Here is a 24338-nt window from a genome sequence, read left to right as displayed (position 1 = left end):
TAGCAATCGCGCGCTTTTTGTGCGCGTCTGTGCAAACTTTTCTGCGCGTTTTCGGCGGTTTTCAACTGCTTCGGCATGCAGACTGTGCCGAAGTTCAACGATTCGCGCCAACGGCTGACGTCAGGCATCGGCGCGCGGTTTTGTCGTCAAAGCGAGATGCCCGCGGCATGTGTGCAGACGCTCGCGCTGCGCCGCTGACTTCTGTGCCGCTTACGCTCCCACGAGCGCAAGGTACGCGCGATGCTGCGCGTCGACTTGCGCCGCCAACGCGGCAAGCGGCGCGTTGTCGTTCACGATCACGTCGTCGGCGGCGGCGAGGCGCGCTTCGCGCGTTGCCTGGCGCGCGATGATCGCAAGCACCTGATCGCGGCTGAAACCGTTGCGGCTCATCACGCGCGAGATTTGCGTCTCCACGCTGCAGTCCACGGCGAGCACGCGATTCACGCGGTTTTTCCAGCTTCCCGACTCGACGAGCAGCGGGACCACGACGATCACATACGGCCCCTTCGCCTCGCGTTGTTCGCGTTCGGTCTCGGCGCGAATCAAAGGGTGCGTGATGTCCTCGAGGCGCTTGCGCGCTGCATCGTCGCTGAAGACGAGTGCGCGCATGCGCGCGCGGTCGAGCGAGCCATCGGCGGCGACGAATGCATTGCCGAACTCCGCGGCGATCTGCGGCATCGCCATGCCTTGCGGCGCGGTGATGCGATGCGCGATCACATCGGTGTCGACGAGCGGCACGCCGTGCGCCGCGAAGAGATCGGCCACCGTCGATTTGCCGCTGCCGATGCCGCCAGTCAGTCCCACCACGAACATGCTTCAGCCTCCGAGAGCCAGATAAAGCGGTGTGCCGAGGAACAGCGTGAGTGCGCCGCCCGCTGCCAGAAACGGACCGAAAGGCAGCGGTTCTTCGAAGCGCATGCGGCCGCGCCAGGTGGCCGCGAGGCCCACGACCGCGCCCGCCACGGCGGCCACCAGCACGATCTGCGGCAGCGCGGCCCAGCCGAGCCACGCGCCGAGCGCGGCGAGCAGCTTGAAGTCGCCGTAACCCATGCCGTCGATACCTCGCACCAGCCGGAACAGCCAATGCACGGCCCACAGCACGAGGTAGCCGAAGATCGCGCCCAGCACCGCATCGTGCAGCGTCGCGAACATACCGTTGAAATTGACGATGATGCCCGCCCACAGCAGCGGCAACGTCATGGAGTCCGGCAGCAGATGCGTGTCCATGTCGATCGCGCTCATTGCCAGCAGCGCCGCACACAGCCCGAATGCGGCAAGCGCGGCGAGCGTCGGGCCGAACAGCGCGAGCGCGAGCGCCGCGAGCGCCGCGCTGGCAAGCTCGAGCAGCGGATAACGCAGGCTCACGCGCGCCTTGCATGCCGAGCAGCGGCCGCGCAACAGCAGGTAGCTCAGCACCGGCACGTTCTCCCACGCGCGCAGCACGTGCCCGCAGTGAGGGCAGGCGCTACGCGGCACCCACAGGTTATAGCGCGCCGGCAGGCCGTCTTCTTCGAGAGCTTCGTCCGTCGCTTCGCTCACTTCGATACGCCACGCCCGCTCGAGCATGATGGGCACTCTATGCACGACCACGTTCAGAAAGCTGCCGATCACGAGACCGAACACGATTGCAAAAGCGAACTGCAATGCAATGGGCAGGCTGCCGAATGCCTGGCCGGAGCCGGCCGCGAAATGCGCCGGCAGCAGGCTTGAAAGCGGGCCCGAAAGCAGGCTGGATGAGGTGTCTGGCACGAGTGAATGAGCTGCCTGCATGGATAAACAATGGATTCGGCTGCGATGCTACACCACGTTGCCGAGTTGAATAATGGGAAGATACATCGCGATGACGAGGCCGCCGACGAGCGCCCCCAGCACAATGATGACGAGCGGTTCGCACAGGCTCGACAGCGTGCCGATTTTTTCGTCGACCTGACGATCGGCCAGCGACGCCACGTCGAGCAGCATTGTGTCGATTGCTCCGGACTCCTCGGCAACCGCGATCGGCTGCACGACCTCGGGCGGAAAGCAGCGCGCCGCGCGCATGGCCGCGGCAAGCCGTTCGCCGCGCCGCAGCCTCACCGCGATGTCGACGGTCGCGCGATCGAAAAATGCATTGCCGGTGGCGTGCGTGAGCGAGTCGAACGCATCGGCGAGCGGCGTGCCGGCGGAGAGCAAGGTGCCGAGCGCACGGCTCCAGCGCGCGGCACAAAGCGTCGCGAGCAGCGCGCCGGCGATTGGCATTTTCAACGACAGGCGCGCGAAGCGGATGCGCGCCGCTTCCGAACGTCGCAGGTGAAACGTCAGCGCCGAACATGCCGCAACGATGACTGCGATCGCGGGCACGCTCCATGTCGCGACGCCGGACGACAGCGCCAATACGAATTGCGTGGGCGCGGGCAACCGGGCGCCGAAGCCGTCGAAGATCTGTTTGAAGGTCGGCACGACCCAAACGAGCAACGCAGCCGTGATTACGAGAGCAAGCAGCAGAATCGCGACCGGATACGTCAACGCGGCGCGCACTTTTGCGCGTTGCGCTGCGGCGCGTTCGCGGTCGTCGGCGATTCTCGCGAGAACGGCGGGCAAGGCGCCTGCCGCTTCGCCCACCTGCACCAGTTGGCAATACAGTGCGTTGAACTGCGCTGGGTGCTCGTGCAACGCAGCGGAAAAACGCAGACCCGCGGTGATGTCGCGTGCCAGTGCGCCGACGATGCGCGGCATGCCCGCACGGCGTGAGTTTTGCGGCTGAGCCAGCAGATCGAGCGCGGGCGCGAGCGGCAAGCCGGCGCGCAGCAGACTGGAAAGCTGGCGTGTGAACAGCGTGACTTCGGCGGCATTCGCTTTTGGGCGCGGCGCCGGTCCTTCCGTCTTCAGGTCGGCCAGGAAGACATTCTCGCGCTTCAGAAGCGTCCGGGCAGTGGCTGCGTCGGGTGCGATGAGCACGCCGGTTTTGCGGCTGCCGTCGGCATTGACGCCGCGCCATCGGAAGCGCGTATCGGTCGATGCAGGACGGCGCGTTATCGGTGTGCTCACGCCAGCTCCGTTGCGGCAAGCGCTTCGGCGAGGCTCGTGGTGCCGTCGCGCACCAAGGCCAACGCGGCGGCGCGCAGCGTGCCGACCCGTTCGCTGTGCGCCTGCCGCGCGAGTTCATGGCTGCCGGCACGCGCGACGATCAGATCGCGCATGGCATCGGACACCGGCATGACCTGATGGACGCCGACGCGGCCCCGATAGCCGATGCCGTGGCAAGCGGCGCAGCCTGTGGCCGCATACGGCTGCCAGTCGCCGAGCTGATCGTCGGCGAAACCGGCGGCACGTAGGGCAGCGGCCGAATGTGGCGCGGGCGCCCGGCACGCCGCGCACAGGCGCCGCACGAGCCGCTGCGCGGTCACCATGCGCAGCGCGGCGGCCAGGTTGTACGGTGCGACGCCGATGTCGATCAGGCGCGCGACGGCGGCCGGCGCGTCGTTCGTGTGCAATGTGGACAGCACCAGGTGGCCGGTTTGCGCGGCTTTTACGGCGACGTCGGCGGTCTCTTCGTCGCGTATTTCGCCGACCATGATCACGTCCGGGTCCTGGCGCAAAAACGCCCGCAACGCGACCGCGAAAGTCAGCCCAGCTTTCTCGCGCACGCTGACCTGATTGATGCCGGCTAGCTGGATTTCGGCCGGATCTTCGACGGAACAGAGATTGCGCGCCTCGCTATTGAGCAGGTTCAGAAAGCAGTACAAGGACAGCGTCTTGCCGCTGCCTGTCGGTCCCGTGACGAGCACGAGACCGTGCGGCGCGCGAATTGCCGCATCGACGGCATCGCGCTGCTGCGCGTCGAGCCCGAGCAAGTCCAGCGAAAGGTCCGCCGGTAGCGCGTCGAGCCTGCGCAACACGAGCTTTTCGCCGAACAGCGTGGGCAGCGAGTTGACACGGTAGTCCTCGAGCCGTCCGGGCGACGTGGCGATACGCAGCCGGCCGTCCTGCGGCACGCGCCGCTCGGCGATGTCCATGCGCGCAAGCACCTTCACACGCGTGATGAACGCGTCTCGCAGATGAGCCGGAGGCGGGGAAATTTCGTGCAGCACGCCGTCGATACGCAGGCGCACGCGCCAGCCGCTTTCAGCCGGCTCGATGTGCAGATCCGACGCGTTGCGGCGCGTCGCTTCGCGTAGCGTGTCGGTCAAGAGACGCACGGCGGGGGCGTTGTCTGGATCGTTGAGCGTGGCCGCGCCTGAGTCGCCGGTGAGCGGGTTGGGCTTGTTGCGCGACGCGTTTGCGCCGTCGGTGGGCAACGGCCGCAGCGATGCGGCGGGTTGAAAAGAAGCTTGCATGAGGAGCCGGCGATGCGCCGCCTGTAGAACACGACGGCTCCAGTTTCCGGCAAGGCGCGTCTGAATGACACTCGGCCATTCGGCTAATGGTGCGCGCTCGGACCTTGTGCGATGCTGTGTGTGCAGGCGGGGAGGCGAGCGGTTGGTCCGCATGCGAGGCGACCGGGGTGCTTTTGCAGCATGCGATCGCCCGCGCAATCCGCTAACCGAGCAGTGCCTTGCCCTTTGCGCGCGCCGGCGGTTTGAACAGCTTGACGGTGCGGATCGCCTGGTCGTCGCTGCGCATGACTTCGAGTTTGACGTCGCGGATCTGCACGCACACGTCGCCGTCGGGAATGTCCTCGAGAATTTCGAGGATCAGGCCATTGAGCGTTTTTGGGCCGTCAGTAGGCAGCGTGAGTTGCAGCCAGCGGTTGAGCTCTCGCAGCGGCATGCTGCCCGCGACGATGCATTCGCCATGCTCGTTCCAGCCGCCGCGTGAACTGGCGCCACGCGGGATCGAGGTAGTGAATTCGCCGATCAGTTCCTCGATGATGTCTTCCGGCGTGACGAGCCCTTGCAGTTCGCCGTATTCGTTGACGACGAGCGCAATGCGGTGGCGGCTCTCCTGGAAATACTGCAACTGCTGGAACACGGGCGTGCCGGTCGGCACGAAGTAAGGCTCGGTGAGCAGTTCGCGCAGCGTCTCGCGCTCCAGTTCCTGGTTATGCAGAGCCGCGAGCGTCTTGCGAACGTGCAGCACGCCGAGCACGCGGTCGATGTCGCCCTGATAGACGATCAGCTTGTTGTGATAGCAGGTTTCGAGCTGATGCAGGATCTGTTCGAACGGCGCGTCGAAGTCGAGCGCCTCGATGCGGCGGCGCGGGATCATCACGTCGTCCACGGAAATGTTTTCGAGGTCGAACAGGTTAAGCAGAATGCTGCGGTGCTTGGTCGGCATGAAGCTGCCGGACTCGAGCACGATGGTGCGCAATTCCTCGGTGGACAGGCGCTGGTCGCGCGCGCCTTTTGTGTTGATGTGCAGCACCCGCAAGATGCCGGTGGCGAAAAGGTTGACGAACCACACGAGCGGTCTGGCGACGCGCATCATCGGCGCAATCAGCAGACTGGCGGGCAGCGCGATTTTCTCGGGGAAGGTCGCGCCGACGATCTTCGGCGTGATCTCGGCAAAGACGATGATCAGGAAGGCGACGATGCCGGTCGCGATCGACAGTACGAGGTTGTTGCGCCCGAACGTGTGCAATGCGATCGAAGTCGTCAGAACCGGGATGATCGTGTTGAACAGATTGTTGCCGATCAGCACGACGCTCAGCAGTTGATCGGTATGCGCGAGCAGACCCTGCGTGGTCTTCGCGCCGAGCGCGTTTTTGCTAGCGAGATGCTTCAGCCGATGGCGGTTGAGCGCCATCATTGCCGTTTCGGAAATCGAGAAGAAGCTCGAGCAGACAAGCAGCAGGAAGACGGCGCCAATCTGCGCCCATAAGGGAAGTTGTTCCACGCGTCGCGAAGGATAGAGGGGGAAAGGATGGAGAGAATATAGCAGAGGGGGCTGCCGAAGCCGTGCGCGGCGCCGCCCTGAAAACAGGGCCTTTGCGCTCGACATGGCCGCGGCATGCGGGCTCTAACGAAGATGCGCCGCAAAAACAAAAAACCGCCGAGCAAGCTGGGCGGTTTTTCGAGCCTTGAACTAACAAGGCAAATCTGGTCGGGGTGAGAGGATTCGAACCTCCGGCCTCTACGTCCCGAACGTAGCGCTCTACCAGGCTAAGCTACACCCCGAAAAGTACTGCGAACTCGATTCAGACTAAACCGGCGTTTCCGTCTCGTTTAAGACTGTCTCGCCGTCGAGTAAGAACATAATTCTAGCAGGCTTTCTTTGTAAATGGAATCCGGGAACGAAGAAATTGCGGCGGCGGCTGCTTGCGCCTCCTGCTTCGCGCATTCGAGCGTGTGGTCGAGCGCGCCTGAACGCGTGATGGCTTCGAAAATCGTTTCGAAACGGTCGGTGCCGCCTTGTTCGATGGCCTCGCGGGCAAGCGCCGATTGCTCGGGCGTGCCGCGCTCGATCAGATAGATCAGCGGCAGCGTGGGCTTGCCTTCGCGCAAATCGTCGCCGGCATTTTTACCCATGGACTCGGCCGTGCCCGTGTAGTCGAGCCAGTCGTCCATGATCTGGAAGGCCGTGCCGATGCGCCGGCCGAATTCCGCCGCGGCCGCTTCGATGCGCGCGTCTGCGCCGGCCAGCACCGCGCCGAGTTGCGCGGCGGCCTCGAACAGCTTCGCCGTTTTGTAACGGATCACCTGCATGTAGCGGGCTTCGTCCACGTCGGCGTCGTGCATGTTCAGCAGTTGCAGCACCTCGCCTTCCGAGATGATGTTGGTCGCCTCGGCCAGGATCTCCATCACGCGCATCTTGCCTACCCCGACCATCATCTGGAACGAGCGCGAATACAGAAAATCGCCGACGAGCACGCTCGCCGCGTTGCCGAAGAGCGCGTTGGCCGTCTGGCGGCCGCGCCGCAGATCGGATTCGTCGACCACGTCGTCATGCAGCAGCGTCGCGGTGTGGATGAATTCCACGACCGCCGCCAGTTCATGCCGATGCCCCGTGGTTTCTCCGAGCGCGCCGGCCACCAGCAGCAGCAGCGCGGGCCGCAGCCGCTTGCCTCCGGCACTGATGATGTACTCGGAGATCTGATTGATCAGCATCACCTCGGACGCAAGACGGTGCCGGATGACGCGATTCACCTGCTGCATGTCTTCGGCTATCGGAGCGAGCAGGCTGGCGGCGTTGGAGGAGGGGGTGGCAGTCGACGACATGATGGCTGAATTGGGTAGTGCCGCGAATTATAAGGCGAATCGCGGTGCTTCCGGGTCGCGGACTGCCGTGCGCCGCGCCTTACGGCAGCGCACAGAGCAGCGTGGAGCGGCGCACGGCGGCGGGCCGCGCGTCACCCGGACGGCACGCGGCGGCTCTCAATGAGTTTTGACCGAGCAGCTAACTCTATGTATAATCACGGGTTTCCGCGCGCGGTGCGTGGAAAAAATGAACACAGAGTGAGGTTCTCAATGTACGCGGTCATAAAAACCGGTGGCAAGCAGTATAAAGTTGCCGTCGGCGAAAAACTTAAAGTAGAACAGATACCGGCAGACATTGACGCTGAAATCACGCTCGACCAGGTTCTCGCAGTGGGCGAAGGCGAATCGATTAAGTTCGGTGCGCCGCTGGTCAGTGGGGCTTCCGTCAAGGCTACCGTCGTGTCGCAAGGTCGTCACAAGAAAGTGACCATCTTCAAGATGCGTCGCCGGAAGCACTACCAGAAGCATGGCGGCCACCGCCAGAACTATACCGAACTGCGCATCGACGCGATCAACGCGTAAGCGCACCGGTTAAGGAGCAAATCAAATGGCACACAAAAAGGCAGGCGGATCGTCCCGGAACGGCCGCGACTCCGAGTCGAAGCGACTTGGCGTGAAAGTGTACGGCGGTCAGGCTATCAACGCTGGCGGCATCATCGTTCGTCAACGTGGCACGCGCATGCACGCTGGCGAGAACGTCGGTATCGGCAAGGATCACACCTTGTTCGCGCTGACGGACGGCCACGTCAAGTTTTCGACGAAAGGCGCCGCGAAGAAGCACATGGTCAACGTGATCCCGGCAGCAGTCTGAGCTTGCTCAGGCACGGGCTTCAGGACCGGAAAAAGGCCCCGCGAAGTTAGCGGGGCTTTTTTTATTGCGGTAGCGGCTGTTGCCGCCGCGAATTCTGACGTCGTCCTATGCCGTTCGGTCGATTGATCAACGCGCGGCGGGCGCGGCAAAATAGCTGTATCAGGCAGTATCCGGCAACAACAAATTTGGCAGCACCATCTGGCTGTACACCACGGGACGGAGTTACGCATGAAGTTCATTGACGAAGCGAGGATTGAAGTCATCGCCGGCGACGGAGGGGATGGCAGCGCGTCGATGCGCCGCGAGAAGTTCGTTCCGTTCGGCGGCCCCGATGGCGGCGACGGCGGGCGGGGCGGCAGCGTGATTGCGGTAGCAGACCGCAACATCAACACGCTGATCGACTATCGCTACGCGAAAAAACATATGGCGCGCAACGGCGAAAACGGCCGTGGCGCGGACTGCTACGGCAAGGGCGGCGACGACATCACGCTGCGCATGCCGGTCGGCACCACGATTACCGACATGGAAACCGGCGAACTGATCGCCGATCTGACCGAGCACAATCAGAGCGTGAAGATTGCGGAGGGCGGTGCCGGCGGTTTGGGCAACCTGCACTTCAAGTCCAGCACGAACCGCGCGCCGCGCCAGAAAACGGACGGCAAGCCGGGCGAGCGCCGCATGGTGCGCCTCGAACTCAAAGTGCTGGCCGACGTCGGTCTGCTCGGCATGCCGAACGCGGGCAAGTCGACGTTCATTTCTTCGGTATCGAACGCGAAGCCGAAGATTGCCGACTATCCGTTCACCACGCTCGCGCCTAATCTCGGCGTGGTGCGCGTCGGGCCGAGCCGCAGCTTCGTGATCGCGGACATTCCGGGCCTGATCGAAGGCGCGGCTGAAGGCGCGGGGCTCGGTCACCAGTTCCTGCGGCACTTGCAGCGCACAGGTCTGCTGCTGCATATCGTCGACATCGCGCCGTTCGACGAATCCGTCGACCCGGTCGCGGAAGCCAGGGCGATCGTCAACGAACTGCGCAAGTACGACGAGCAGCTGTATCAGAAGCCGCGCTGGCTGGTGCTCAACAAGCTCGACATGGTGCCCGAGGATGAGCGCGAAGCGCGCGTGTCGGCGTTCCTCGAAGGCTTCGGCTGGGACGGTCCGGTGTTCGAAATCTCGGCGCTGACCGGTCAGGGTTGCGAGAGCCTTTGCTACGCGGTGTTCGACTACATCGCCGCGCATTCGGAAGCTCAGCGCGCGGCTGAGGCCGAAGATCTCGCCGCCGACGTGCGCTTTCGCGACAAGCCCGAAGCGCCGGCCGCCGCCAGCGAATCCAGCGGCGATCCGCAGGAATAAACAACGGGAGCGCCGGCCCTTCGGGGACCGGTGCGCGTCAGGCGTCATCTTGGGAGACCACGCACAATGCGTTCCGTCATCGCAGATTCACGGCGATTGGTAGTGAAAGTCGGCTCGAGCCTCGTCACGAACGACGGCCGGGGCCTCGATCATGCTGCGATCGGCCGCTGGGCTGCGCAGATCGCCGCGTTGCGCGCTCAAGGTAAGGAAGTCGTGCTGGTGAGCTCCGGCGCGATCGCGGAAGGCATGCAGCGGCTCGGCTGGACCAAGCGGCCGCGCGAAATCGACGAATTGCAGGCGGCCGCCGCCGTCGGTCAAATGGGCCTTGCCCAGGTCTACGAAAGCCGCTTCGCCGAGCATTCCATTCAGACCGCGCAAATCCTGCTGACGCATGCGGACCTCGCGGACCGCGAGCGCTATCTGAATGCGCGCTCCACGCTGCTGACGCTGTTGCGGCTCGGCGTGGTGCCGATCATCAACGAGAACGACACGGTCGTCACCGACGAAATCAAGTTCGGCGACAACGACACGCTCGGCGCGCTCGTCGCGAACCTCATCGAGGGCGACGCACTCATCATCCTCACCGATCAGCAAGGGCTTTTCACCGCCGATCCGCGGAAAGATCCGACCGCGACGCTGGTTCAGCAGGCGGATGCCGGCGCGCCCGATCTCGAAGCGATGGCCGGCGGCGCGGGTTCGAGCCTCGGCCGAGGCGGCATGCTGACCAAGATTCTCGCCGCCAAGCGCGCCGCTCACAGCGGAGCGAACACGGTGATAGCCAGCGGCCGGGAAGCCGACGTGCTGTCGCGGCTCGCCTCGGGTGAAGCGATCGGCACGCAACTGATCGCACGCACCGCGCGCATGGCAGCACGCAAGCAGTGGATGGCCGATCACCTGCAGGTGCGCGGCCACGTCGTGATCGACGACGGCGCCGTCGAGAAGGTGACCGCGGGCGGCAAGAGCCTGCTGCCCATCGGCATTGTCGGCGTGCAGGGTGCGTTTGCGCGGGGCGAGGTGATCGCTTGCCTGAACGCAGCCGGCCGGGAGGTGGCGCGCGGCCTCACCAATTACAGCAGTGCCGAAACCAAGCTGATTCAGCGGCGTCCGAGCGGCGAGATCGAATCGGTGCTCGGCTATATGCTCGAACCGGAGCTGATTCATCGGGACAACCTGGTGCTGGTTTGAGCGGGTAATCAGCGGCCAGTGGCCAGCGGCCGGCAAAGAGACATCAGGCGGCAATTAAAAAAGCCGTTCCAGTCACCACTGGAACGGCTTTTTTGCCTACTGCATCGTCAACGGTTCAATGAATCAAAGACGTCGCCGTGCGCTTATAGCGGATGTTCTCGATAATCGACTTGGCGCTGCCTGTCGGCAGCTTGTTCGCGCACAGATAATCCTGATACAGCGCCGCGTGATAAGCGTTCAGCGCGCCGTTCTCGATGCGCGTGAAGTCGTTGGCAACGGTTCTGTCCCAGCCGTCGTGATCGGCGTTCAGACCGGCATACAGACGCCATTCGTAGGTGTCGCAGCGAATGCCCTCGTAGTTCACATTGCGCGCGCCGCTCGGGCTCGTGACCACCACCGTGTAGCGCACCACGCCGTCGGAACCCACCGTGAGCGACGTCGGATCTATCGCGAAATGCAGCGGCGTATTGCCCGACACTTCGAACGGAAGGAGGCTGGAGTCCTGCGGCAGCGGCGGCAACGTCTCGACCTTGTTTTCGACCCAATTGGTAGGCCGGTCGAGCAGATAGGTAAACGCGCTGTCATCCTTATTGGTGGGTTTGCCGGCACTCGAACAGCCAGCCAGAAGGGCGCCGGTGGCGACGCACGCCACGACGAGAGCGAGAGCTTTCAATATGGTTTTCCTCAAAAAACGGGCGCGGCTCCCGGGTCCGGGGGCCGCGCCCGCATAGCGGCACGGAAAGCCGCGCAGAACGATCAACTACGCACGCCTTGGCGAAGCAACGAAACGGCAGCCTCGCGAGCTGCGTCTTCTTCAAGCTCCGACGCGGCGCTGGCCTCGTCCGTTGACGCGGCATTTTCACCGCAGTCGGACGCGCTTGTTGTGCGAACCGAAGTTTCGATTCTGACGGACGTGACCGTTGTCACCGTCATTACCGTGGAATCCGGCGGACTTTCCATTGACGACGCTATCCGTGGATAGCGCGGCCCATGATGAGCGCCGGGTTTTTCCGCACGCGGCACAGTCCGGCGCATGAAACGGGACAGCTCCGTCAGCGCCAACTGATACACATCCCGCTTGAACTCGATCACACAGTCGAGCGGCACCCAATATTCGTTCCAACGCCAGGCATCGAACTCCGGGTGGTCGGTGGCGCGCAAGCAGATGTCGCAATCGCGCCCCACCATTCGGAGCAAAAACCAGATTTGTTTCTGGCCGCGGTAATGACCGCGTACCTCACGCTTGATGAACTTGTCAGGCACCTCGTAACGCAACCAGTCGCGCGTGCGACCAATCACCTTGACGTGCTCAGGAAGCAGCCCGGTTTCTTCGTGTAACTCCCGATACATCGCTTGCACGGGGGTCTCTCCGTACTTGATGCCCCCTTGCGGAAACTGCCAGGAATGTTCACGGAGCCGTTTGCCCCAAAACACCTCGTTGTGCGCGTTCAAGAGGATGATGCCGACGTTCGGGCGAAAGCCTTCACGATCCAGCATACAACCACCTTCGAATCCTTTAAAATTGCTTTGATTATAAACAGATAACGGCCCTGACGCACCGATTCGCACCAGAATGGAACGATTCGCCGCAAAAGGCCTGCATTTGCGGTAGCCTGTCAAGCTTCCCGCGCGTCATCCCTTGTGCAGAAGGCTTTGCGCGGCGGCGTCGTCGGCGCTTTGGCGTCGGTGCGGCGCAGTGCAGCACACCGCGGGTTCTGGCGCCGCAGCCGTGTCGATTTCCCGTTTCACCCTTTCGGGCGGTCCCTCCGGAGCCGCCGCTTTTGGAAAATCTGAATGAAAGCTTCCCGTTTCTTTATCGGCACCCTGAAAGAAGCTCCGGCAGACGCCGAGATCGTCAGCCACAAGCTCATGGTGCGCGCCGGCATGATCCGCCGCGTCGCCGGCGGCATCTATAACTACCTGCCGATCGGCCTGCGCTCGATCCGCAAGGTGGAAGCCATCGTGCGCGAGGAAATGAACCGGGCGGGCGCTATCGAATTGCTGATGCCGGCCGTGCAGCCGGCCGAGTTGTGGCAGGAGTCGGGCCGCTGGGAAAAATACGGCCCCGAATTGCTCCGCTTCAAGGACCGCAAGCAGTCCGATTTCGTCATCGGACCGACGCATGAAGAAGTGGTGACGGACATCGCGCGTGGCCAGATCAAGAGCTACCGTCAGTTGCCGGTCAACTTCTATCAGATCCAGACCAAGTTCCGCGACGAAATCCGTCCGCGTTTCGGCGTGATGCGCGGCCGCGAGTTCATCATGAAAGACGCGTACTCGTTCGACAAGGACGCGGCGGGTCTGCGCGAGTCGTATCGCAAGATGTACGACGCGTACGTGCGCATTTTCACGCGCCTCGGTCTCGACTTCCGCGCGGTCGCGGCGGACAACGGTTCGATCGGCGGCAGCGGCTCGCATGAGTTTCACGTGATCGCCGAAACGGGTGAGGACGCAATCGCCTATTGCCCGACTTCCGACTTCGCCGCGAATGTCGAAGCGGCCGAAGCATTGCCGCTGTACGCGCAACGCGCCGCTCCCACCGAGGAGCTGAAGAAGACGCCCACGCCGGGCAAGGCAAAGTGCGAGGCCGTCGCCGAGTATCTGAACATTCCGCTCGAACGCACCATCAAGTCGATCGTGCTCGCGACCGAAAACGAAGGCGCCGAGCCGACCATCTGGCTGCTGATGCTGCGCGGCGATCACGATCTGAACGAGATCAAGGCAAACAACTTGCCGGGCCTCGCTGACTTCCGCATGGCGACCGAGGCTGAGATCATCGAGACCTTCGGCACGCCGCCGGGCTATCTCGGCCCGCTCAACACGAAGAAGCCGGTGAAGGTCGTGGCGGACCGCACGGTCGCGAACATGAGCGACTTCGTGGTCGGCTCGAACGAGGTGGACTTCCACACCACCGGCGTCAACTGGGGCCGCGATTTGCCGGAGCCGGTCGTCGCGGACATTCGCGACGTCAAGAAGGGCGATCCGTCGCCGGACGGCAAGGGCGTGCTCGACATTTGCCGCGGCATCGAGGTCGGCCATGTGTTCCAGCTCGGCACCAAATATTCCGAAGCGATGAACGCGACCTGCCTCGACGAAAACGGCAAGCCGCAGCCGATGGAAATGGGCTGCTACGGCGTCGGCATCACGCGTATTCTGGGCGCCGCGATCGAACAGAATTTCGACGACAAGGGCATCATCTGGCCGGAATCGATCGCGCCGTTCGAAGTCGTCCTGTGCCCGATGGGCTATGACCGCAGCGAAGCCGTGCGCGAGCAGGCCGACAAGCTGTACGCGGAACTGGTGGAGGCAGGCATCGACGTGATTCTGGACGACCGCGGCGAACGCCCCGGCGTGATGTTCGCCGACTGGGAGCTGATCGGCGTGCCGCATCGTCTCGTGATCGGCGACCGCGGCCTGAAGGAAGGCAAGCTCGAATATCAGGGCCGCCGCGACGCCGAGGCGACCCTGCTGCCGGTCGACGAAGCCGCGCAAACGGTGATCGCGAAGGTGCGCGCGGCGCTCGCGCGCTAAGCGGAGCGGACGGTGGAGTACACCTTCCTGTCCGCGACCGTCCTGCTGATTCTCATCACCGATCCGCTCGGCAACATTCCGCTCTTCATCAGTTGTCTGCGCGGTGTGTCGCCGAAGCGGCGCACCGCTGTGATTCTGCGTGAGGTCGCGATTGCGTTTGCGATCCTGCTGCTGTTCATGGTGCTGGGCGACGCGTTCTTGCGGATGATGAGTCTCACGGACCAGTCGTTGCGAATCGGCGGCGGCATCGTGCTGTTTCTGATTGCGCTGCGCATGGTGTTCCCGCATCCGGACGGCCCGTTCGGCGGCGACGCGCGCGGCGGCGAGCCGTTGATCGTGCCGCTCGCCATTCCGGCGCTGGCCGGACCGTCGGCGCTCGCAACGGTGATGCTGTTGACGTCGCAGGCGCCCGGCAAGATGTTCGAATGGATCGGCGCGCTGACCGTCACCATGATCGTTTGCGCTGTGGTGCTAATGCTGGCCGAGCGCATTCAGGCATGGCTCGGCGAGCGAACCATGATGGCATTCGAGCGTCTGATGGGACTCGTGCTGGTGGCGATTTCCGTCGAGATGATGCTCGGCGGTATCCGCGCCTTCGTGCATCAACTCTGAAGCCGGCGGCGCGCCTTATCGCTGCGCAATGAAAAAAGCGGCCCAGGTAGGCCGCTTTTTCGTTCCAGCGCAAGACAGATGAAGAACTCACGCGCCTTCGGTCAGCGCGCGAATGGTCGGCAGGTTGCGCCAGTAGCCTTTCGCGTCCATGCCGCAGCCGAACACATAGCGGTCCGGCACTTCGAAGCCGCAGTAGTCCGGGCGCAGCGGCTTGGCCTTCGGAATGATCTTCTCGCACAGCACCGCGCTCAGGAAGCGCTTCGCGCCCATCGCGAGAATGCGGTCGCGAATCGCGGCCATGGTCTCGCCTTCGTCGAGAATGTCGTCGAGCACCAGCACCACGCGATCCTTCACCGACTCGGCCGGCGCCACGCGCCACTGCATCTCGTTGCCGCCTTTGGTGGTGTTGCGATAGCGGGTCAGGTGGATGTAGTCGAACTCGAGCGGAAAGTCGAGGTGCGGCAACAGCATGCCGGTGAACACCGCGGCGCCGCCCATCACCGAAAGCACGAGCGGGAAGTCCTCGCTTATTTCGGCGCGGATGGCGGCAGCCATGCCGCTGATCGACGCGTTCACGTCGTCGGCCGAAACGATTTCTTCGGAGTGGCTAAAAATGTGGAGAGCTTCTTCGCGGTTCATGACGTCTGACGGGCGGTGACTGTATACATAGTGTGAGCGGGAATGCTCTCAACCAATTCCTCTTCCGAGGCGGCGGCTATCGGCGGGCGCAATGCAAACCCGCACGACACGCGTGCCGCCGCTTTGCTAAAGCTTAGCGCATGCCGGGCAACATGCCCTTCATGCCGCGCATCATCTTTTGCATGTTGCCGCCCTTCAGCTTTTTCATCATCGTGCGCATCTGGTCGTACTGGTTCAGCATGCGGTTGACTTCCTGCACCTGCACGCCCGCGCCCGCGGCGATGCGGCGCTTGCGCGTGGCCTTGATGAGATCCGGCTTGGCGCGCTCGAGCGGCGTCATCGAGTTGATGATGCCTTCCATGCGGCGCATCTGTTTTTCAGCCTGGCTCATGTCGGCGCCGGCGGCGGCCTGCTGAAATTGCGCGGGCAGCTTGTCCATCAGCGACGACAGCCCGCCCATGCCCTTCATTTGCGTGAGCTGCGCGCGGAAATCGTTCAGGTCGAAGTCGCCGCCTTTCTTCACCTTGTCGGCGAGTTTTTGCGCGGCCTGAACGTCGACGCCCTTCTGCGCTTCTTCGACGAGCGCGAGAATGTCGCCCATGCCGAGAATCCGGTTCGCCATGCGATCCGGATAAAACACTTCGAGGCCGTCGAGCTTTTCCGCGACGCCGACGAACTTGATCGGCTTGCCCGTGACATGGCGCACGGAGAGTGCCGCGCCGCCGCGCGAGTCGCCGTCGAGCTTGGTCAGCACGACGCCGGTGAGCGGCAGTGCATCGCTAAACGCTTTGGCCGTGTTGACCGCGTCCTGACCGAGCATCGCATCGACGACGAACAGCGTTTCCGCCGGCTTCAGCGTGGTATGCAGCGCGGTGATTTCCTGCATCATCGCTTCGTCGATACCGAGACGGCCGGCCGTGTCGACGATGAGCACGTCGTGATAATGACGCTTGGCCCAATCCACCGCCGCACGCGCGATGTCCACCGGCTTCTGATCCGGTTCCGACGGGAAGAAATCCGCGCCGACCTGCTCGGTCACCGTCTTCAACTGCGCGATAGCAGCAGGGCGATAGACGTCGCACGAAACGGTCAGCACTTTCTTCTTGTACTTCTCGCGCAGCAGCTTGGCGAGCTTGCCGACCGTGGTCGTCTTACCCGCGCCCTGCAAACCCGCCATCAGGATGACGGCCGGCGGCGTGACGGCCAGGTTCAGCTCCGAGGCCTTGCCTTCGTAATCGCCGCCGATCACCGCGGTCAACTCGCGCTGCACGACGCCGACGAGCGCCTGACCCGGCGACAGACTGCTGATGACTTCCTCGCCGAGCGCCTTCTCTTTCACCTTCGCGATGAACTCGCGCACGACGGGCAGCGCCACGTCCGCCTCGAGCAGCGCAAGGCGCACTTCGCGCAGCATTTCCTGGGTGTTCGCCTCGGTGAGCCGGGCTTCGCCGCGCAGCGTCTTGACGACGCGCGCCATCCGTTGAGTCAGATTGTCGAGCATGGGGAGCGATGAACAGTGCGGCCCGGGCGGGCGCGAAGCGGAAGACGTCGCGGGGCGGGGGCCTAGTGTAAACTTCGAATATGGATATTGTACTGTATGCCCTCACCGCGCTCCTGTACGGCGGACTCGCCGTAGCGGGCTGGCGCTCGCACCGGCACGCCGGATCGCGCTCCATGCTGGAGAGCGTCGCGCCCATGCCGGCCGGCGCGGCAACCGCGGCCGACGCGCGTTCCGGGTTCGCCGGGGCCGCGGCGTCGGGCATGAGCTCATCGGGCCGCGCGCTGCTGTTCGTCGCGCTGCTCGCGCACGGCGTGCTGCTGCACACCACGATCTTCCCGCAGAACGCGATGGTGTTCGGCTTCGCCTTCGCGCTCTCCGCGATGTTCTGGCTCGGCGCCGGCATCTACTGGATAGAGAGCTTTTTCTTTCCACTCGACGGGCTGCGTCTGCTGGTCTTGCCGCTCGCCTGCGTCGCGTCGCTGTTGCCGCTCGCCTTCAACGGCGTGCGCGTGCTGCCGTATTCGGCCGCGCCCATGTTCAAGCTGCACTTCCTGATTGCCAACATCGCGTATGGCCTGTTCGCGATCGCGGCGCTGCACGCCGTCCTGATGCTGCTCGTCGAGCGGCGTCTTCATGCGATGCGCGGCGGCGTCGCGCAGCGGCATGTGGCCGCAGCGGGCAACGGCTGGCTCTCCAGTTGGCTCGATACGCTGCCGCCGTTGCTCACGCTCGAGAAGCTGCTGTTCCGTCTGATCGGCGCGGGCTTCGTGCTGCTCACGCTGACGCTCGTGTCGGGCATTCTGTTCAGCGAGCAACTGGTCGACCGCGCGCTGCGGCTCGATCACAAGACCGTGTTCGCGATTCTTTCGTGGGTGATGTTCGGCGCGCTCCTGACGGCGCGCAAGGTGTCCGGCTGGCGCGGCCGTGCCGCATTGCGCTGGGTGCTGGCGTCGTTCGTCGCGTTGCTGCTGGCGTACGTCGGCAGCCGTTTTGTTTTCGAGGTGCTGTTGCACCGAGCTGTAGTGTGAGCGTGTCCCATGCGACAAATCTTTTTGCTGATCGTGTTGTTCATCGTCGGGCAGTGGCTCGTGAAGGCGCTGCGCCGCCATGACGCGCACACCGCGCAACGTACCGGCGCAGGCGGCGGGCGCGGCGCTGCCAATAACGGCAACGGCGCCGCGCGTCAGCCCGAGGCGCCGCAACTCGCGGAGCCGATGATCCGTTGTGTCGAGTGCGGCGTGCATGCGCCGAAGAGCGACTCGGTGGTCGTGGCGGGCCAGGTGTTCTGCAGCGCCGCGCACGCGCAGCGGCACGGCACGCGACCCACGGGCCGCGACGCCCGATGAGCGTCGAGTTCACCGTCGACGCAGACGGTTGGGCCGCGCAAGCACGCAAACTGCCGTCGCCGAACTTCGAGGCGCGGCCACAAGGCGCGGTGCCCACGCTGATCGTGGTGCACAACATCAGCTTGCCGCCCAATGAATTCGGCGGCACGGCTATCGCCGAACTCTTCCTCAATACACTCGATTGCGACGCTCACCCGTATTACGACGCGCATCTGCGCGGCGTGCGCGTGTCGGCGCATTTCGTGATTCATCGCGACGGCGCGCTCGAACAGTTCGTGTCATGCAACGAGCGCGCGTGGCACGCGGGACCGTCGAATTTTTTCGGCCGCGAGCGTTGCAATGATTTCTCCATCGGCATCGAACTCGAAGGCAGCGACACGACTGCTTTCGAGGCGGCTCAATACCGCACGTTGAGCGCGCTCGTGACAGCGCTCGCGGCACGTTATCCGATCGAAGCCCTCGCCGGACACTCCGACATTGCGCCCGGCCGCAAGACGGATCCGGGCCCCCACTTCGAGTGGGCGCGCCTGCAACGCGACACCTCGCTCGCGGATCGGTATTTCCCCTATCTCAAGTTTTCCAAAACGCGGTAACGGCCCTTCGCGCGAGCTCGCGTGATGCGAGGAGAACGAGGCGCAGCCTCGCTCTCCGGGGAGCCGGCTTCGCGTCGCGCGAGCCAAAAGTCAATACGTTTCGAACAAATAAAACGATTTGATCTGTCTTGAAAGTCCACTATACTTGGTGCCACAAATTCAGTTACGCACTAGATGTTGTGTGTCCTGTGTATAACTGTGTGAATAACCAAGTGCATAACATAGTGCACAAGTCTGCGGCGCCCCGCTCTCCGAGCATGGCGCCGCAAGCATTCCAGGCAGCGAAAAAGAATTCCTGCAGGGCGGCCGGTGAAAGGTAAGAGCGGGTAGAGCGCGGGGCAAGCGCGAACCAACCGGCGGCAACCATAAGCATCAGGAAAGGGGCTGAGAGTGATCGCGAGAACTACGACGAAGACCGTTACGAATTCGAATCAGGCTTCATCGCAGTCGCATTCCGTCAGCCGCCGAGGCCGGCCTCTTTCCTGCACCCCATCGCTCGCGCACGCGGCGCAGCGTTCGTTTTAATCCGCGGCACTCGCCGCAACATTTCCAGGACCAGGAGCTTTGCACATGCAAACCACCGACAACGCGACGACCCGGTATGAGGGATCACCGACTGGCCAGGCTTTCGGCCAGGCACAAGGCGCCCAGGCGCTCGCGCCGCAAGCGACGTACGCCGACTATAAGGTGATCCGCCGCAACGGCAGCGTGGTGTCGTTCGAGCCGTCGAAGATCGCCATCGCCGTGACGAAGGCATTCCTCGCTGTCAACGGTGGTCAGGGCGCGGCATCCGCACGCGTGCGCGAACTGGTCGAGCAACTCACGCAGAACGTGGTGCGCGCGCTGGTGCGCAGCCGTCCGAACGGCGGCACGTTCCATATCGAAGACATTCAGGATCAGGTCGAACTCGCGCTGATGCGCGGCGGCGAGCACAACGTCGCGCGTGCTTACGTGCTGTATCGCGAGAAGCGCACCCAGGCGCGCGGTCACGACGAACAGGTGGCCGGCAGCACGCCGGGCCTCACCGTTACCGACAACGGCGTGTCGCGTCCGCTCGACATGGCTGCGCTGCGCGGCATCATCGAGTCCGCTTGCGCGAACCTGGGCGACGCCGTGAGCGCCGAGCCGATCGTCGCTGAAACGGTCAAGAATCTGTACGACGGCGTGCCGATGAGCCAGGTCTACGACTCGGCGATCCTGGCCGCTCGCACGATGATCGAAAAGGACCCGGCTTACAGCCAGGTCACCGCGCGCATTCTGCTGCACACGATCCGCCGCGAGATTCTCGAAGAAGAAGTCACGCAAGCCGAAATGGGCGAGCGTTACGCCGAGTACTTCCCGCAGTTCATCAAGCGCGGCGTGCAAGCCGAGCTGCTCGACGACAAGCTGCTGCAGTTCGACCTGAAGCGTCTGGGCGCCGCGCTCGATAACAACCGCGACCTGCAGTTCGGCTACCTCGGTCTGCAAACGCTGTACGACCGCTACTTCCTGCATCACGACGGCGTGCGTATCGAAATGCCCCAGGCATTCTTTATGCGTGTCGCAATGGGCCTGTCGCTGAACGAGATCGACCGTGAAGCGCGCGCGATCGAGTTCTACAACGTGCTGTCGAGCTTCGACTTCATGTCGTCCACGCCGACGCTGTTCAACTCGGGCACGCGCCGCTCACAACTGTCGTCGTGCTACCTGACGACGGTCGACGACGACCTCGACGGTATCTACGAAGCGCTGAAGGAAAACGCGCTGCTCTCGAAGTTCGCCGGCGGTCTCGGCAACGACTGGACGCGTGTGCGTGCGCTTGGCTCGCACATCAAGGGCACCAATGGCAAGTCGCAAGGCGTCGTGCCGTTCCTGAAGGTCGTCAACGATACGGCCGTCGCCGTGAACCAGGGCGGCAAGCGCAAGGGCGCAGTGTGCGCGTACCTGGAAACGTGGCACCTCGACATCGAAGAATTCCTGGAGCTGCGCAAGAACACCGGCGACGACCGTCGCCGCACGCACGACATGAACACGGCGAACTGGATTCCCGACCTGTTCATGAAGCGCGTGATGGAAGGCGGCGACTGGACGCTGTTCTCGCCGTCCACCTGCCCGGATCTGCACGACAAGTTCGGCGCCGAGTTCGAAGCGGCTTACACGGCTTACGAAGACAAGGTCGCGCGCGGCGAGATCAAGCTCTTCAAGAAGGTTCCGGCGGCGCAACTGTGGCGCAAGATGCTCGGCATGCTGTTCGAAACCGGCCATCCGTGGATCACGTTCAAGGACCCGTGCAATGTGCGCTCGCCGCAACAGCACGTCGGCGTCGTCCACTCGTCGAACCTGTGCACCGAAATCACGCTGAACACGAGCGACGCTGAAATCGCCGTCTGCAACCTGGGCTCGGTGAACCTCGTCGCGCATCTGAAGGAACAGGCCGACGGCACGCTCGTGCTCGACCACGACAAGCTCAAGCGCACCGTCAGCGTCGCGATGCGCATGCTCGACAACGTAATCGACATCAACTACTACGCAGTCGCCAAGGCGCGTAACTCGAACCTGAAGCACCGTCCGGTCGGCATGGGCATCATGGGCTTCCAGGACTGCCTGCATCTGCTGCGCACGCCGTACGCGTCGGAAGAAGCGGTGAAGTTCGCCGACACGTCGATGGAAGCGGTCTGCTACTACGCTTACTACGCGTCGACGGAACTGGCGCAGGAGCGCGGCCGTTACTCGAGCTATCGCGGCTCGCTGTGGGATCGCGGCATTCTTCCGCAAGACTCGGTCAAGCTGCTGGCCGACGCGCGCGGCGGCTATGTCGAAGTCGATTCGAGCGAGTCGATGGACTGGACCGAACTGCGTCAGCGCATCGCCACCTACGGGATGCGCAACTCGAACTGCATCGCGATCGCGCCGACCGCGACCATCTCGAACATCATCGGCGTGTCGGCCTGCATCGAGCCGACGTTCCAGAATCTGTATGTGAAGTCGAACCTGTCGGGCGAATTCACGGTGGTCAACGACTACCTGGTGCGCGACCTGAAGGCACGCGGTCTGTGGGACGAAGTGATGGTCGCCGACCTGAAGTACTTCGACGGCACGCTCTCGCGCATCGACCGCATTCCGGCGGACCTCCGCGCGATCTACGCGACCGCGTTCGAAGTCGATCCGAAGTGGCTGGTCGAAGCGGCGTCGCGTCGTCAGAAGTGGATCGACCAGGCGCAGTCGCTGAACATCTACATGGGTGGCGCATCGGGTAAGAAGCTCGACGAGATCTACAAGCTCGCATGGGTGCGCGGTCTGAAGACGACGTACTACCTGCGCACGATGGCGGCCACGCACGTCGAGAAGTCGACGGTCGCTCACGGCGCGTTGAACGCAGTGAGCTCGGGCGGCGGCGAAGGTGCGGGCGGTGCCGGTGGTGTCGGCGGCGGCGCGGCCGGTGGCTTCGGCGTGAGCGGCGGTGCGGGTGTCGGCGGTTTCCAGGCAGCGGCGGCGACAGCGGCAGCGCCGGCAGTTGCAGTGGAAGCAGCGCCCGAAGCGGACGGTCCGGTGTGCATGATGCGTCCGGGCGATCCTGGCTTCGACGAGTGCGAGGCTTGCCAGTAAGCGGCAAGAGCGAGCAGTAGAAGCAGGCAGTCGCAGCAAGTAGTACGAGTAAGCAGGTTCGTTGTTTGCTGAAGCGTTCTAGGTAATGACCCGCATGCAGCGATCGACGAACCTGATAGAGATGAAGCAGAGATAAGCCGACGAGCGGCGCGGCAAGCAACGTGGATGAAGTCGAAGGCCGCACCGCTCATCGTCGCACCGTTGCAAAGTGAAGTAGAGAAGCAACGAGTCGGCATGTCACGAAGCGCGCAAGACGACACCGACTGCAAGACCCGCCGCTTCAATCGCCGCTTCACCAACGCTTCAATCAACGCAGCGACGCAGCGATGAAATGATGCAGCGATGAAACGACGCAGCGAACAACGCAACTGGCCACATGCATCGCGCGACATCGCATTGAACTTCATCTCGCTAACGCGGACGAACCCGCAACGCGCATCGAAGTGCGCATCGAAGTGCAGTACACAGCAACCGCACTCCGCAATACAGATAGATAGAGCAGCGAAACGTCGCTCGGACACGTTGCTCTTCGAGCTCGCGAAGCACCTCGACGACACAGCTTGAAGTCGCATCACTCAAGGCAACGTTCACAGTCTGTTGAACAAAGTGTTGTATGAACGTAGCAACGCGAATCGAAAACAGGATTTTTCGCAAGCGGACTCTTTTATCGCTCGTGAAAAGATGGTACAAACCGTTCTAAATTGATGGTGACATTTATGCTCAACTGGGATGACGAGATCACTGCCGTAACTCCCTCGAGCGCTACGCAACAGAACGTGTTGCGCAACGCTGCGGGATCGGCTGTCGGTTCGCAAGTCGAAACGCGTTCCGCTCCTCATGCTCCCTCGGCTTCAGACATCTTCGCGAACGACATCGCTGTCGCTCCCGCTGCTAACGTTGCTCGTGCTGCTGGAACGGCTGCCGTTTCCGAAGCGCGGGTGAATGTCGCCGACAAGCGCATCATCAACGGCCAGACCGACGTCAATCAGTTGGTGCCGTTCAAATACAAGTGGGCCTGGGAAAAGTATCTGGCTGGTTGCGCCAACCACTGGATGCCACAAGAAGTGAACATGTCGCGCGACATCGCCCTCTGGAAAGACCCGAACGGTCTGACCGAAGACGAGCGCCGCGTCGTCAAGCGCAACCTGGGCTTCTTCGTGACGGCCGATTCCCTCGCCGCCAACAATATCGTGCTGGGCACCTACCGCCATATCACGGCGCCCGAATGCCGCCAGTTCCTGCTGCGCCAGGCGTTCGAAGAGGCGATCCACACGCACGCATACCAGTACATCGTCGAATCGCTGGGTCTGGACGAAGGCGAGATCTTCAACGCGTATCACGAGGTTCCCTCGATCCGCGCGAAAGACGAGTTCCTGATTCCGTACATCAATGTGCTGACCGATCCGGGCTTCAAGACCGGCACGCTCGAGACAGACCAGACTCTGCTTCGCTCGCTGATCGTGTTCGCCTGTGTGATGGAAGGCCTCTTCTTCTACGTCGGCTTTACGCAAATCCTGGCGCTCGGCCGCCAGAACAAGATGACCGGCGCCGCGGAGCAGTATCAGTACATCCTGCGCGACGAGTCGATGCACTGCAACTTCGGCATCGACCTGATCAACCAGATCAAACTCGAAAACCCGCAACTCTGGACGGCTGAGTTCCGCGCGGAAATCCGCGAGATCTTCCAGCAAGCGGTCGAGCTCGAATATCGTTACGCAGAAGACACGATGCCGCGCGGGGTGCTCGGCCTCAATGCGTCGATGTTCAAGAGCTATCTGCGCTTCATCTGCAACCGCCGTTGCCAGCAGATCGGTCTCGATCCGCTGTACCCGAACGAGGAAAACCCGTTCCCGTGGATGAGCGAGATGATCGACCTGAAGAAGGAGCGCAACTTCTTCGAGACGCGTGTGATCGAATATCAGACTGGCGGCGCGCTGACTTGGGAGTGATCCGGGTTCGTACCGCGATGTATTCATCGATGGGGATGCCGTGGCTTCGGCTGCGGCGATT

The 24338-nt window shown here is 63.1% G+C and carries 22 protein-coding genes and 1 tRNA gene; 12 read left to right on the top strand and 11 right to left on the bottom strand.

Going from position 1 to position 24338, the window contains the following annotated elements:
• Positions 1-210: 210 nt before the first annotated feature.
• From coaE to CUJ91_RS15630, 7 genes are all read right to left on the bottom strand, one after another.
• On the bottom strand, positions 211-813 hold the full coding sequence (coaE, locus tag CUJ91_RS15660; RefSeq protein WP_114156500.1) for a dephospho-CoA kinase: 603 nt from the start codon (positions 811-813) through the stop codon (positions 211-213).
• Positions 814-816: 3 nt separating this feature from the next.
• Positions 817-1770: a prepilin peptidase gene (locus CUJ91_RS15655; RefSeq protein WP_114156499.1), complete on the bottom strand. Its 954-nt coding sequence runs from the start codon at positions 1768-1770 to the stop codon at positions 817-819.
• Between the two features lie 27 nt (positions 1771-1797).
• On the bottom strand, positions 1798-3027 hold the full coding sequence (locus CUJ91_RS15650; protein ID WP_114156498.1) for a type II secretion system F family protein: 1230 nt from the start codon (positions 3025-3027) through the stop codon (positions 1798-1800).
• A complete protein-coding gene (locus CUJ91_RS15645) occupies positions 3024-4316 on the bottom strand; it encodes a GspE/PulE family protein (protein WP_114156497.1) in 1293 nt (430 codons plus the stop codon). The genes CUJ91_RS15650 and CUJ91_RS15645 overlap by 4 nt, the downstream gene beginning before the upstream one ends.
• Before the next feature lie 202 nt (positions 4317-4518).
• Positions 4519-5814 (bottom strand): HlyC/CorC family transporter, encoded by a 1296-nt coding sequence (locus CUJ91_RS15640; RefSeq protein WP_029971503.1) that lies wholly within the window; start codon positions 5812-5814, stop codon positions 4519-4521.
• 204 nt (positions 5815-6018) lie between these two features.
• Positions 6019-6095 (bottom strand) — tRNA-Pro (locus CUJ91_RS15635).
• Between the two features lie 48 nt (positions 6096-6143).
• Complete coding sequence (locus CUJ91_RS15630; protein ID WP_006051834.1) at positions 6144-7136, bottom strand: polyprenyl synthetase family protein; 993 nt, start codon at positions 7134-7136, stop codon at positions 6144-6146.
• Positions 7137-7385: 249 nt separating this feature from the next.
• On the opposite strand from CUJ91_RS15630, the gene rplU reads away from it, so the two are divergent.
• The 4 genes from rplU (at position 7386) to proB (ending at position 10521) form a co-directional block, all read left to right on the top strand.
• Positions 7386-7697, top strand: coding sequence for a 50S ribosomal protein L21 (gene rplU / locus CUJ91_RS15625; RefSeq protein ID WP_006051835.1), 312 nt, complete (start codon positions 7386-7388; stop codon positions 7695-7697).
• 25 nt (positions 7698-7722) lie between these two features.
• On the top strand, positions 7723-7986 hold the full coding sequence (rpmA, locus tag CUJ91_RS15620; RefSeq protein WP_006051836.1) for a 50S ribosomal protein L27: 264 nt from the start codon (positions 7723-7725) through the stop codon (positions 7984-7986).
• Positions 7987-8214: 228 nt separating this feature from the next.
• On the top strand, positions 8215-9336 hold the full coding sequence (cgtA, locus tag CUJ91_RS15615; protein ID WP_114156496.1) for an Obg family GTPase CgtA: 1122 nt from the start codon (positions 8215-8217) through the stop codon (positions 9334-9336).
• A gap of 66 nt (positions 9337-9402) precedes the next feature.
• Positions 9403-10521, top strand: a complete 1119-nt coding sequence (proB, locus tag CUJ91_RS15610; protein WP_114156495.1) for a glutamate 5-kinase — start codon at positions 9403-9405, stop codon at positions 10519-10521.
• A gap of 115 nt (positions 10522-10636) precedes the next feature.
• Here proB and CUJ91_RS15605 read toward each other — a convergent pair whose 3' ends face one another.
• Both CUJ91_RS15605 and CUJ91_RS15600 read right to left on the bottom strand, forming a co-directional pair.
• A complete protein-coding gene (locus CUJ91_RS15605; RefSeq protein WP_006051839.1) occupies positions 10637-11194 on the bottom strand; it encodes a CNP1-like family protein in 558 nt (185 codons plus the stop codon).
• An 83-nt stretch (positions 11195-11277) separates the two neighbouring features.
• Positions 11278-12018, bottom strand: coding sequence for an RNA pyrophosphohydrolase (locus CUJ91_RS15600; protein ID WP_006051840.1), 741 nt, complete (start codon positions 12016-12018; stop codon positions 11278-11280).
• Between the two features lie 297 nt (positions 12019-12315).
• Between CUJ91_RS15600 and CUJ91_RS15595 the strand changes: the two genes are divergently transcribed.
• Together CUJ91_RS15595 and CUJ91_RS15590 are read left to right on the top strand one after the other, a co-directional pair.
• A complete protein-coding gene (locus tag CUJ91_RS15595) occupies positions 12316-14052 on the top strand; it encodes a proline--tRNA ligase (RefSeq protein ID WP_029971501.1) in 1737 nt (578 codons plus the stop codon).
• Between the two features lie 12 nt (positions 14053-14064).
• A complete protein-coding gene (locus tag CUJ91_RS15590) occupies positions 14065-14664 on the top strand; it encodes a MarC family protein (protein ID WP_006051842.1) in 600 nt (199 codons plus the stop codon).
• An 87-nt stretch (positions 14665-14751) separates the two neighbouring features.
• On the opposite strand, the gene CUJ91_RS15585 is transcribed toward CUJ91_RS15590, so the two are convergent.
• Together CUJ91_RS15585 and ffh are read right to left on the bottom strand one after the other, a co-directional pair.
• Positions 14752-15303 (bottom strand): hypoxanthine-guanine phosphoribosyltransferase, encoded by a 552-nt coding sequence (locus CUJ91_RS15585; RefSeq protein ID WP_006051843.1) that lies wholly within the window; start codon positions 15301-15303, stop codon positions 14752-14754.
• A gap of 133 nt (positions 15304-15436) precedes the next feature.
• Positions 15437-16804: a signal recognition particle protein gene (gene ffh, locus CUJ91_RS15580; protein WP_029971500.1), complete on the bottom strand. Its 1368-nt coding sequence runs from the start codon at positions 16802-16804 to the stop codon at positions 15437-15439.
• Between the two features lie 80 nt (positions 16805-16884).
• Here ffh and CUJ91_RS15575 point away from each other — a divergent pair, with 80 nt between their 5' ends.
• The 6 genes from CUJ91_RS15575 to CUJ91_RS15555 all read left to right on the top strand — a co-directional run bounded on the left by CUJ91_RS15575 (position 16885) and on the right by CUJ91_RS15555 (position 24277).
• On the top strand, positions 16885-17832 hold the full coding sequence (locus tag CUJ91_RS15575; protein WP_006051845.1) for a cytochrome C assembly family protein: 948 nt from the start codon (positions 16885-16887) through the stop codon (positions 17830-17832).
• Positions 17833-17841: 9 nt separating this feature from the next.
• Positions 17842-18150: a PP0621 family protein gene (locus CUJ91_RS15570; RefSeq protein ID WP_114156494.1), complete on the top strand. Its 309-nt coding sequence runs from the start codon at positions 17842-17844 to the stop codon at positions 18148-18150.
• On the top strand, positions 18147-18743 hold the full coding sequence (ampD, locus tag CUJ91_RS15565; RefSeq protein WP_114156493.1) for a 1,6-anhydro-N-acetylmuramyl-L-alanine amidase AmpD: 597 nt from the start codon (positions 18147-18149) through the stop codon (positions 18741-18743). Before CUJ91_RS15570 ends, ampD begins: the two co-directional genes overlap by 4 nt.
• Positions 18744-19313: 570 nt before the next feature.
• The gene (locus tag CUJ91_RS15560) at positions 19314-22328 is read left to right on the top strand and encodes a ribonucleoside-diphosphate reductase subunit alpha (RefSeq protein WP_114156492.1); all 3015 of its coding nucleotides are present in this window, start codon (positions 19314-19316) and stop codon (positions 22326-22328) included.
• Between the two features lie 165 nt (positions 22329-22493).
• Positions 22494-22658 (top strand): hypothetical protein, encoded by a 165-nt coding sequence (locus CUJ91_RS34165; protein WP_161966578.1) that lies wholly within the window; start codon positions 22494-22496, stop codon positions 22656-22658.
• Between the two features lie 386 nt (positions 22659-23044).
• On the top strand, positions 23045-24277 hold the full coding sequence (locus CUJ91_RS15555; protein WP_081653099.1) for a ribonucleotide-diphosphate reductase subunit beta: 1233 nt from the start codon (positions 23045-23047) through the stop codon (positions 24275-24277).
• Positions 24278-24338: the final 61 nt, after the last annotated feature.

It is taken from the genome of Paraburkholderia graminis, from assembly GCF_003330785.1.
In the GTDB taxonomy this organism is placed as follows: domain Bacteria; phylum Pseudomonadota; class Gammaproteobacteria; order Burkholderiales; family Burkholderiaceae; genus Paraburkholderia; species Paraburkholderia graminis.
This window is presented reverse-complemented; position numbering and strand designations above follow the sequence as displayed.

What these genes read in the sequence shown, in the direction of transcription:
- CUJ91_RS15655 (WP_114156499.1), bottom strand. Translation starts at nt 1,770, where the DNA reads ATGCAGGCAGCTCATTCACTCGTGCCAGACACCTCATCCAGCCTGCTT.
- rpmA (WP_006051836.1), top strand. Translation starts at nt 7,723, where the DNA reads ATGGCACACAAAAAGGCAGGCGGATCGTCCCGGAACGGCCGCGACTCC.
- ffh (WP_029971500.1), bottom strand. Translation starts at nt 16,804, where the DNA reads ATGCTCGACAATCTGACTCAACGGATGGCGCGCGTCGTCAAGACGCTG.
- rplU (WP_006051835.1), top strand. Translation starts at nt 7,386, where the DNA reads ATGTACGCGGTCATAAAAACCGGTGGCAAGCAGTATAAAGTTGCCGTC.
- proB (WP_114156495.1), top strand. Translation starts at nt 9,403, where the DNA reads ATGCGTTCCGTCATCGCAGATTCACGGCGATTGGTAGTGAAAGTCGGC.
- CUJ91_RS15645 (WP_114156497.1), bottom strand. Translation starts at nt 4,316, where the DNA reads ATGCAAGCTTCTTTTCAACCCGCCGCATCGCTGCGGCCGTTGCCCACC.
- CUJ91_RS15600 (WP_006051840.1), bottom strand. Translation starts at nt 12,018, where the DNA reads ATGCTGGATCGTGAAGGCTTTCGCCCGAACGTCGGCATCATCCTCTTG.
- coaE (WP_114156500.1), bottom strand. Translation starts at nt 813, where the DNA reads ATGTTCGTGGTGGGACTGACTGGCGGCATCGGCAGCGGCAAATCGACG.
- CUJ91_RS34165 (WP_161966578.1), top strand. Translation starts at nt 22,494, where the DNA reads ATGAAGTCGAAGGCCGCACCGCTCATCGTCGCACCGTTGCAAAGTGAA.
- CUJ91_RS15570 (WP_114156494.1), top strand. Translation starts at nt 17,842, where the DNA reads ATGCGACAAATCTTTTTGCTGATCGTGTTGTTCATCGTCGGGCAGTGG.
- CUJ91_RS15630 (WP_006051834.1), bottom strand. Translation starts at nt 7,136, where the DNA reads ATGTCGTCGACTGCCACCCCCTCCTCCAACGCCGCCAGCCTGCTCGCT.
- CUJ91_RS15575 (WP_006051845.1), top strand. Translation starts at nt 16,885, where the DNA reads ATGGATATTGTACTGTATGCCCTCACCGCGCTCCTGTACGGCGGACTC.
- CUJ91_RS15595 (WP_029971501.1), top strand. Translation starts at nt 12,316, where the DNA reads ATGAAAGCTTCCCGTTTCTTTATCGGCACCCTGAAAGAAGCTCCGGCA.
- CUJ91_RS15555 (WP_081653099.1), top strand. Translation starts at nt 23,045, where the DNA reads ATGCTCAACTGGGATGACGAGATCACTGCCGTAACTCCCTCGAGCGCT.
- CUJ91_RS15585 (WP_006051843.1), bottom strand. Translation starts at nt 15,303, where the DNA reads ATGAACCGCGAAGAAGCTCTCCACATTTTTAGCCACTCCGAAGAAATC.
- CUJ91_RS15560 (WP_114156492.1), top strand. Translation starts at nt 19,314, where the DNA reads ATGCAAACCACCGACAACGCGACGACCCGGTATGAGGGATCACCGACT.
- cgtA (WP_114156496.1), top strand. Translation starts at nt 8,215, where the DNA reads ATGAAGTTCATTGACGAAGCGAGGATTGAAGTCATCGCCGGCGACGGA.
- ampD (WP_114156493.1), top strand. Translation starts at nt 18,147, where the DNA reads ATGAGCGTCGAGTTCACCGTCGACGCAGACGGTTGGGCCGCGCAAGCA.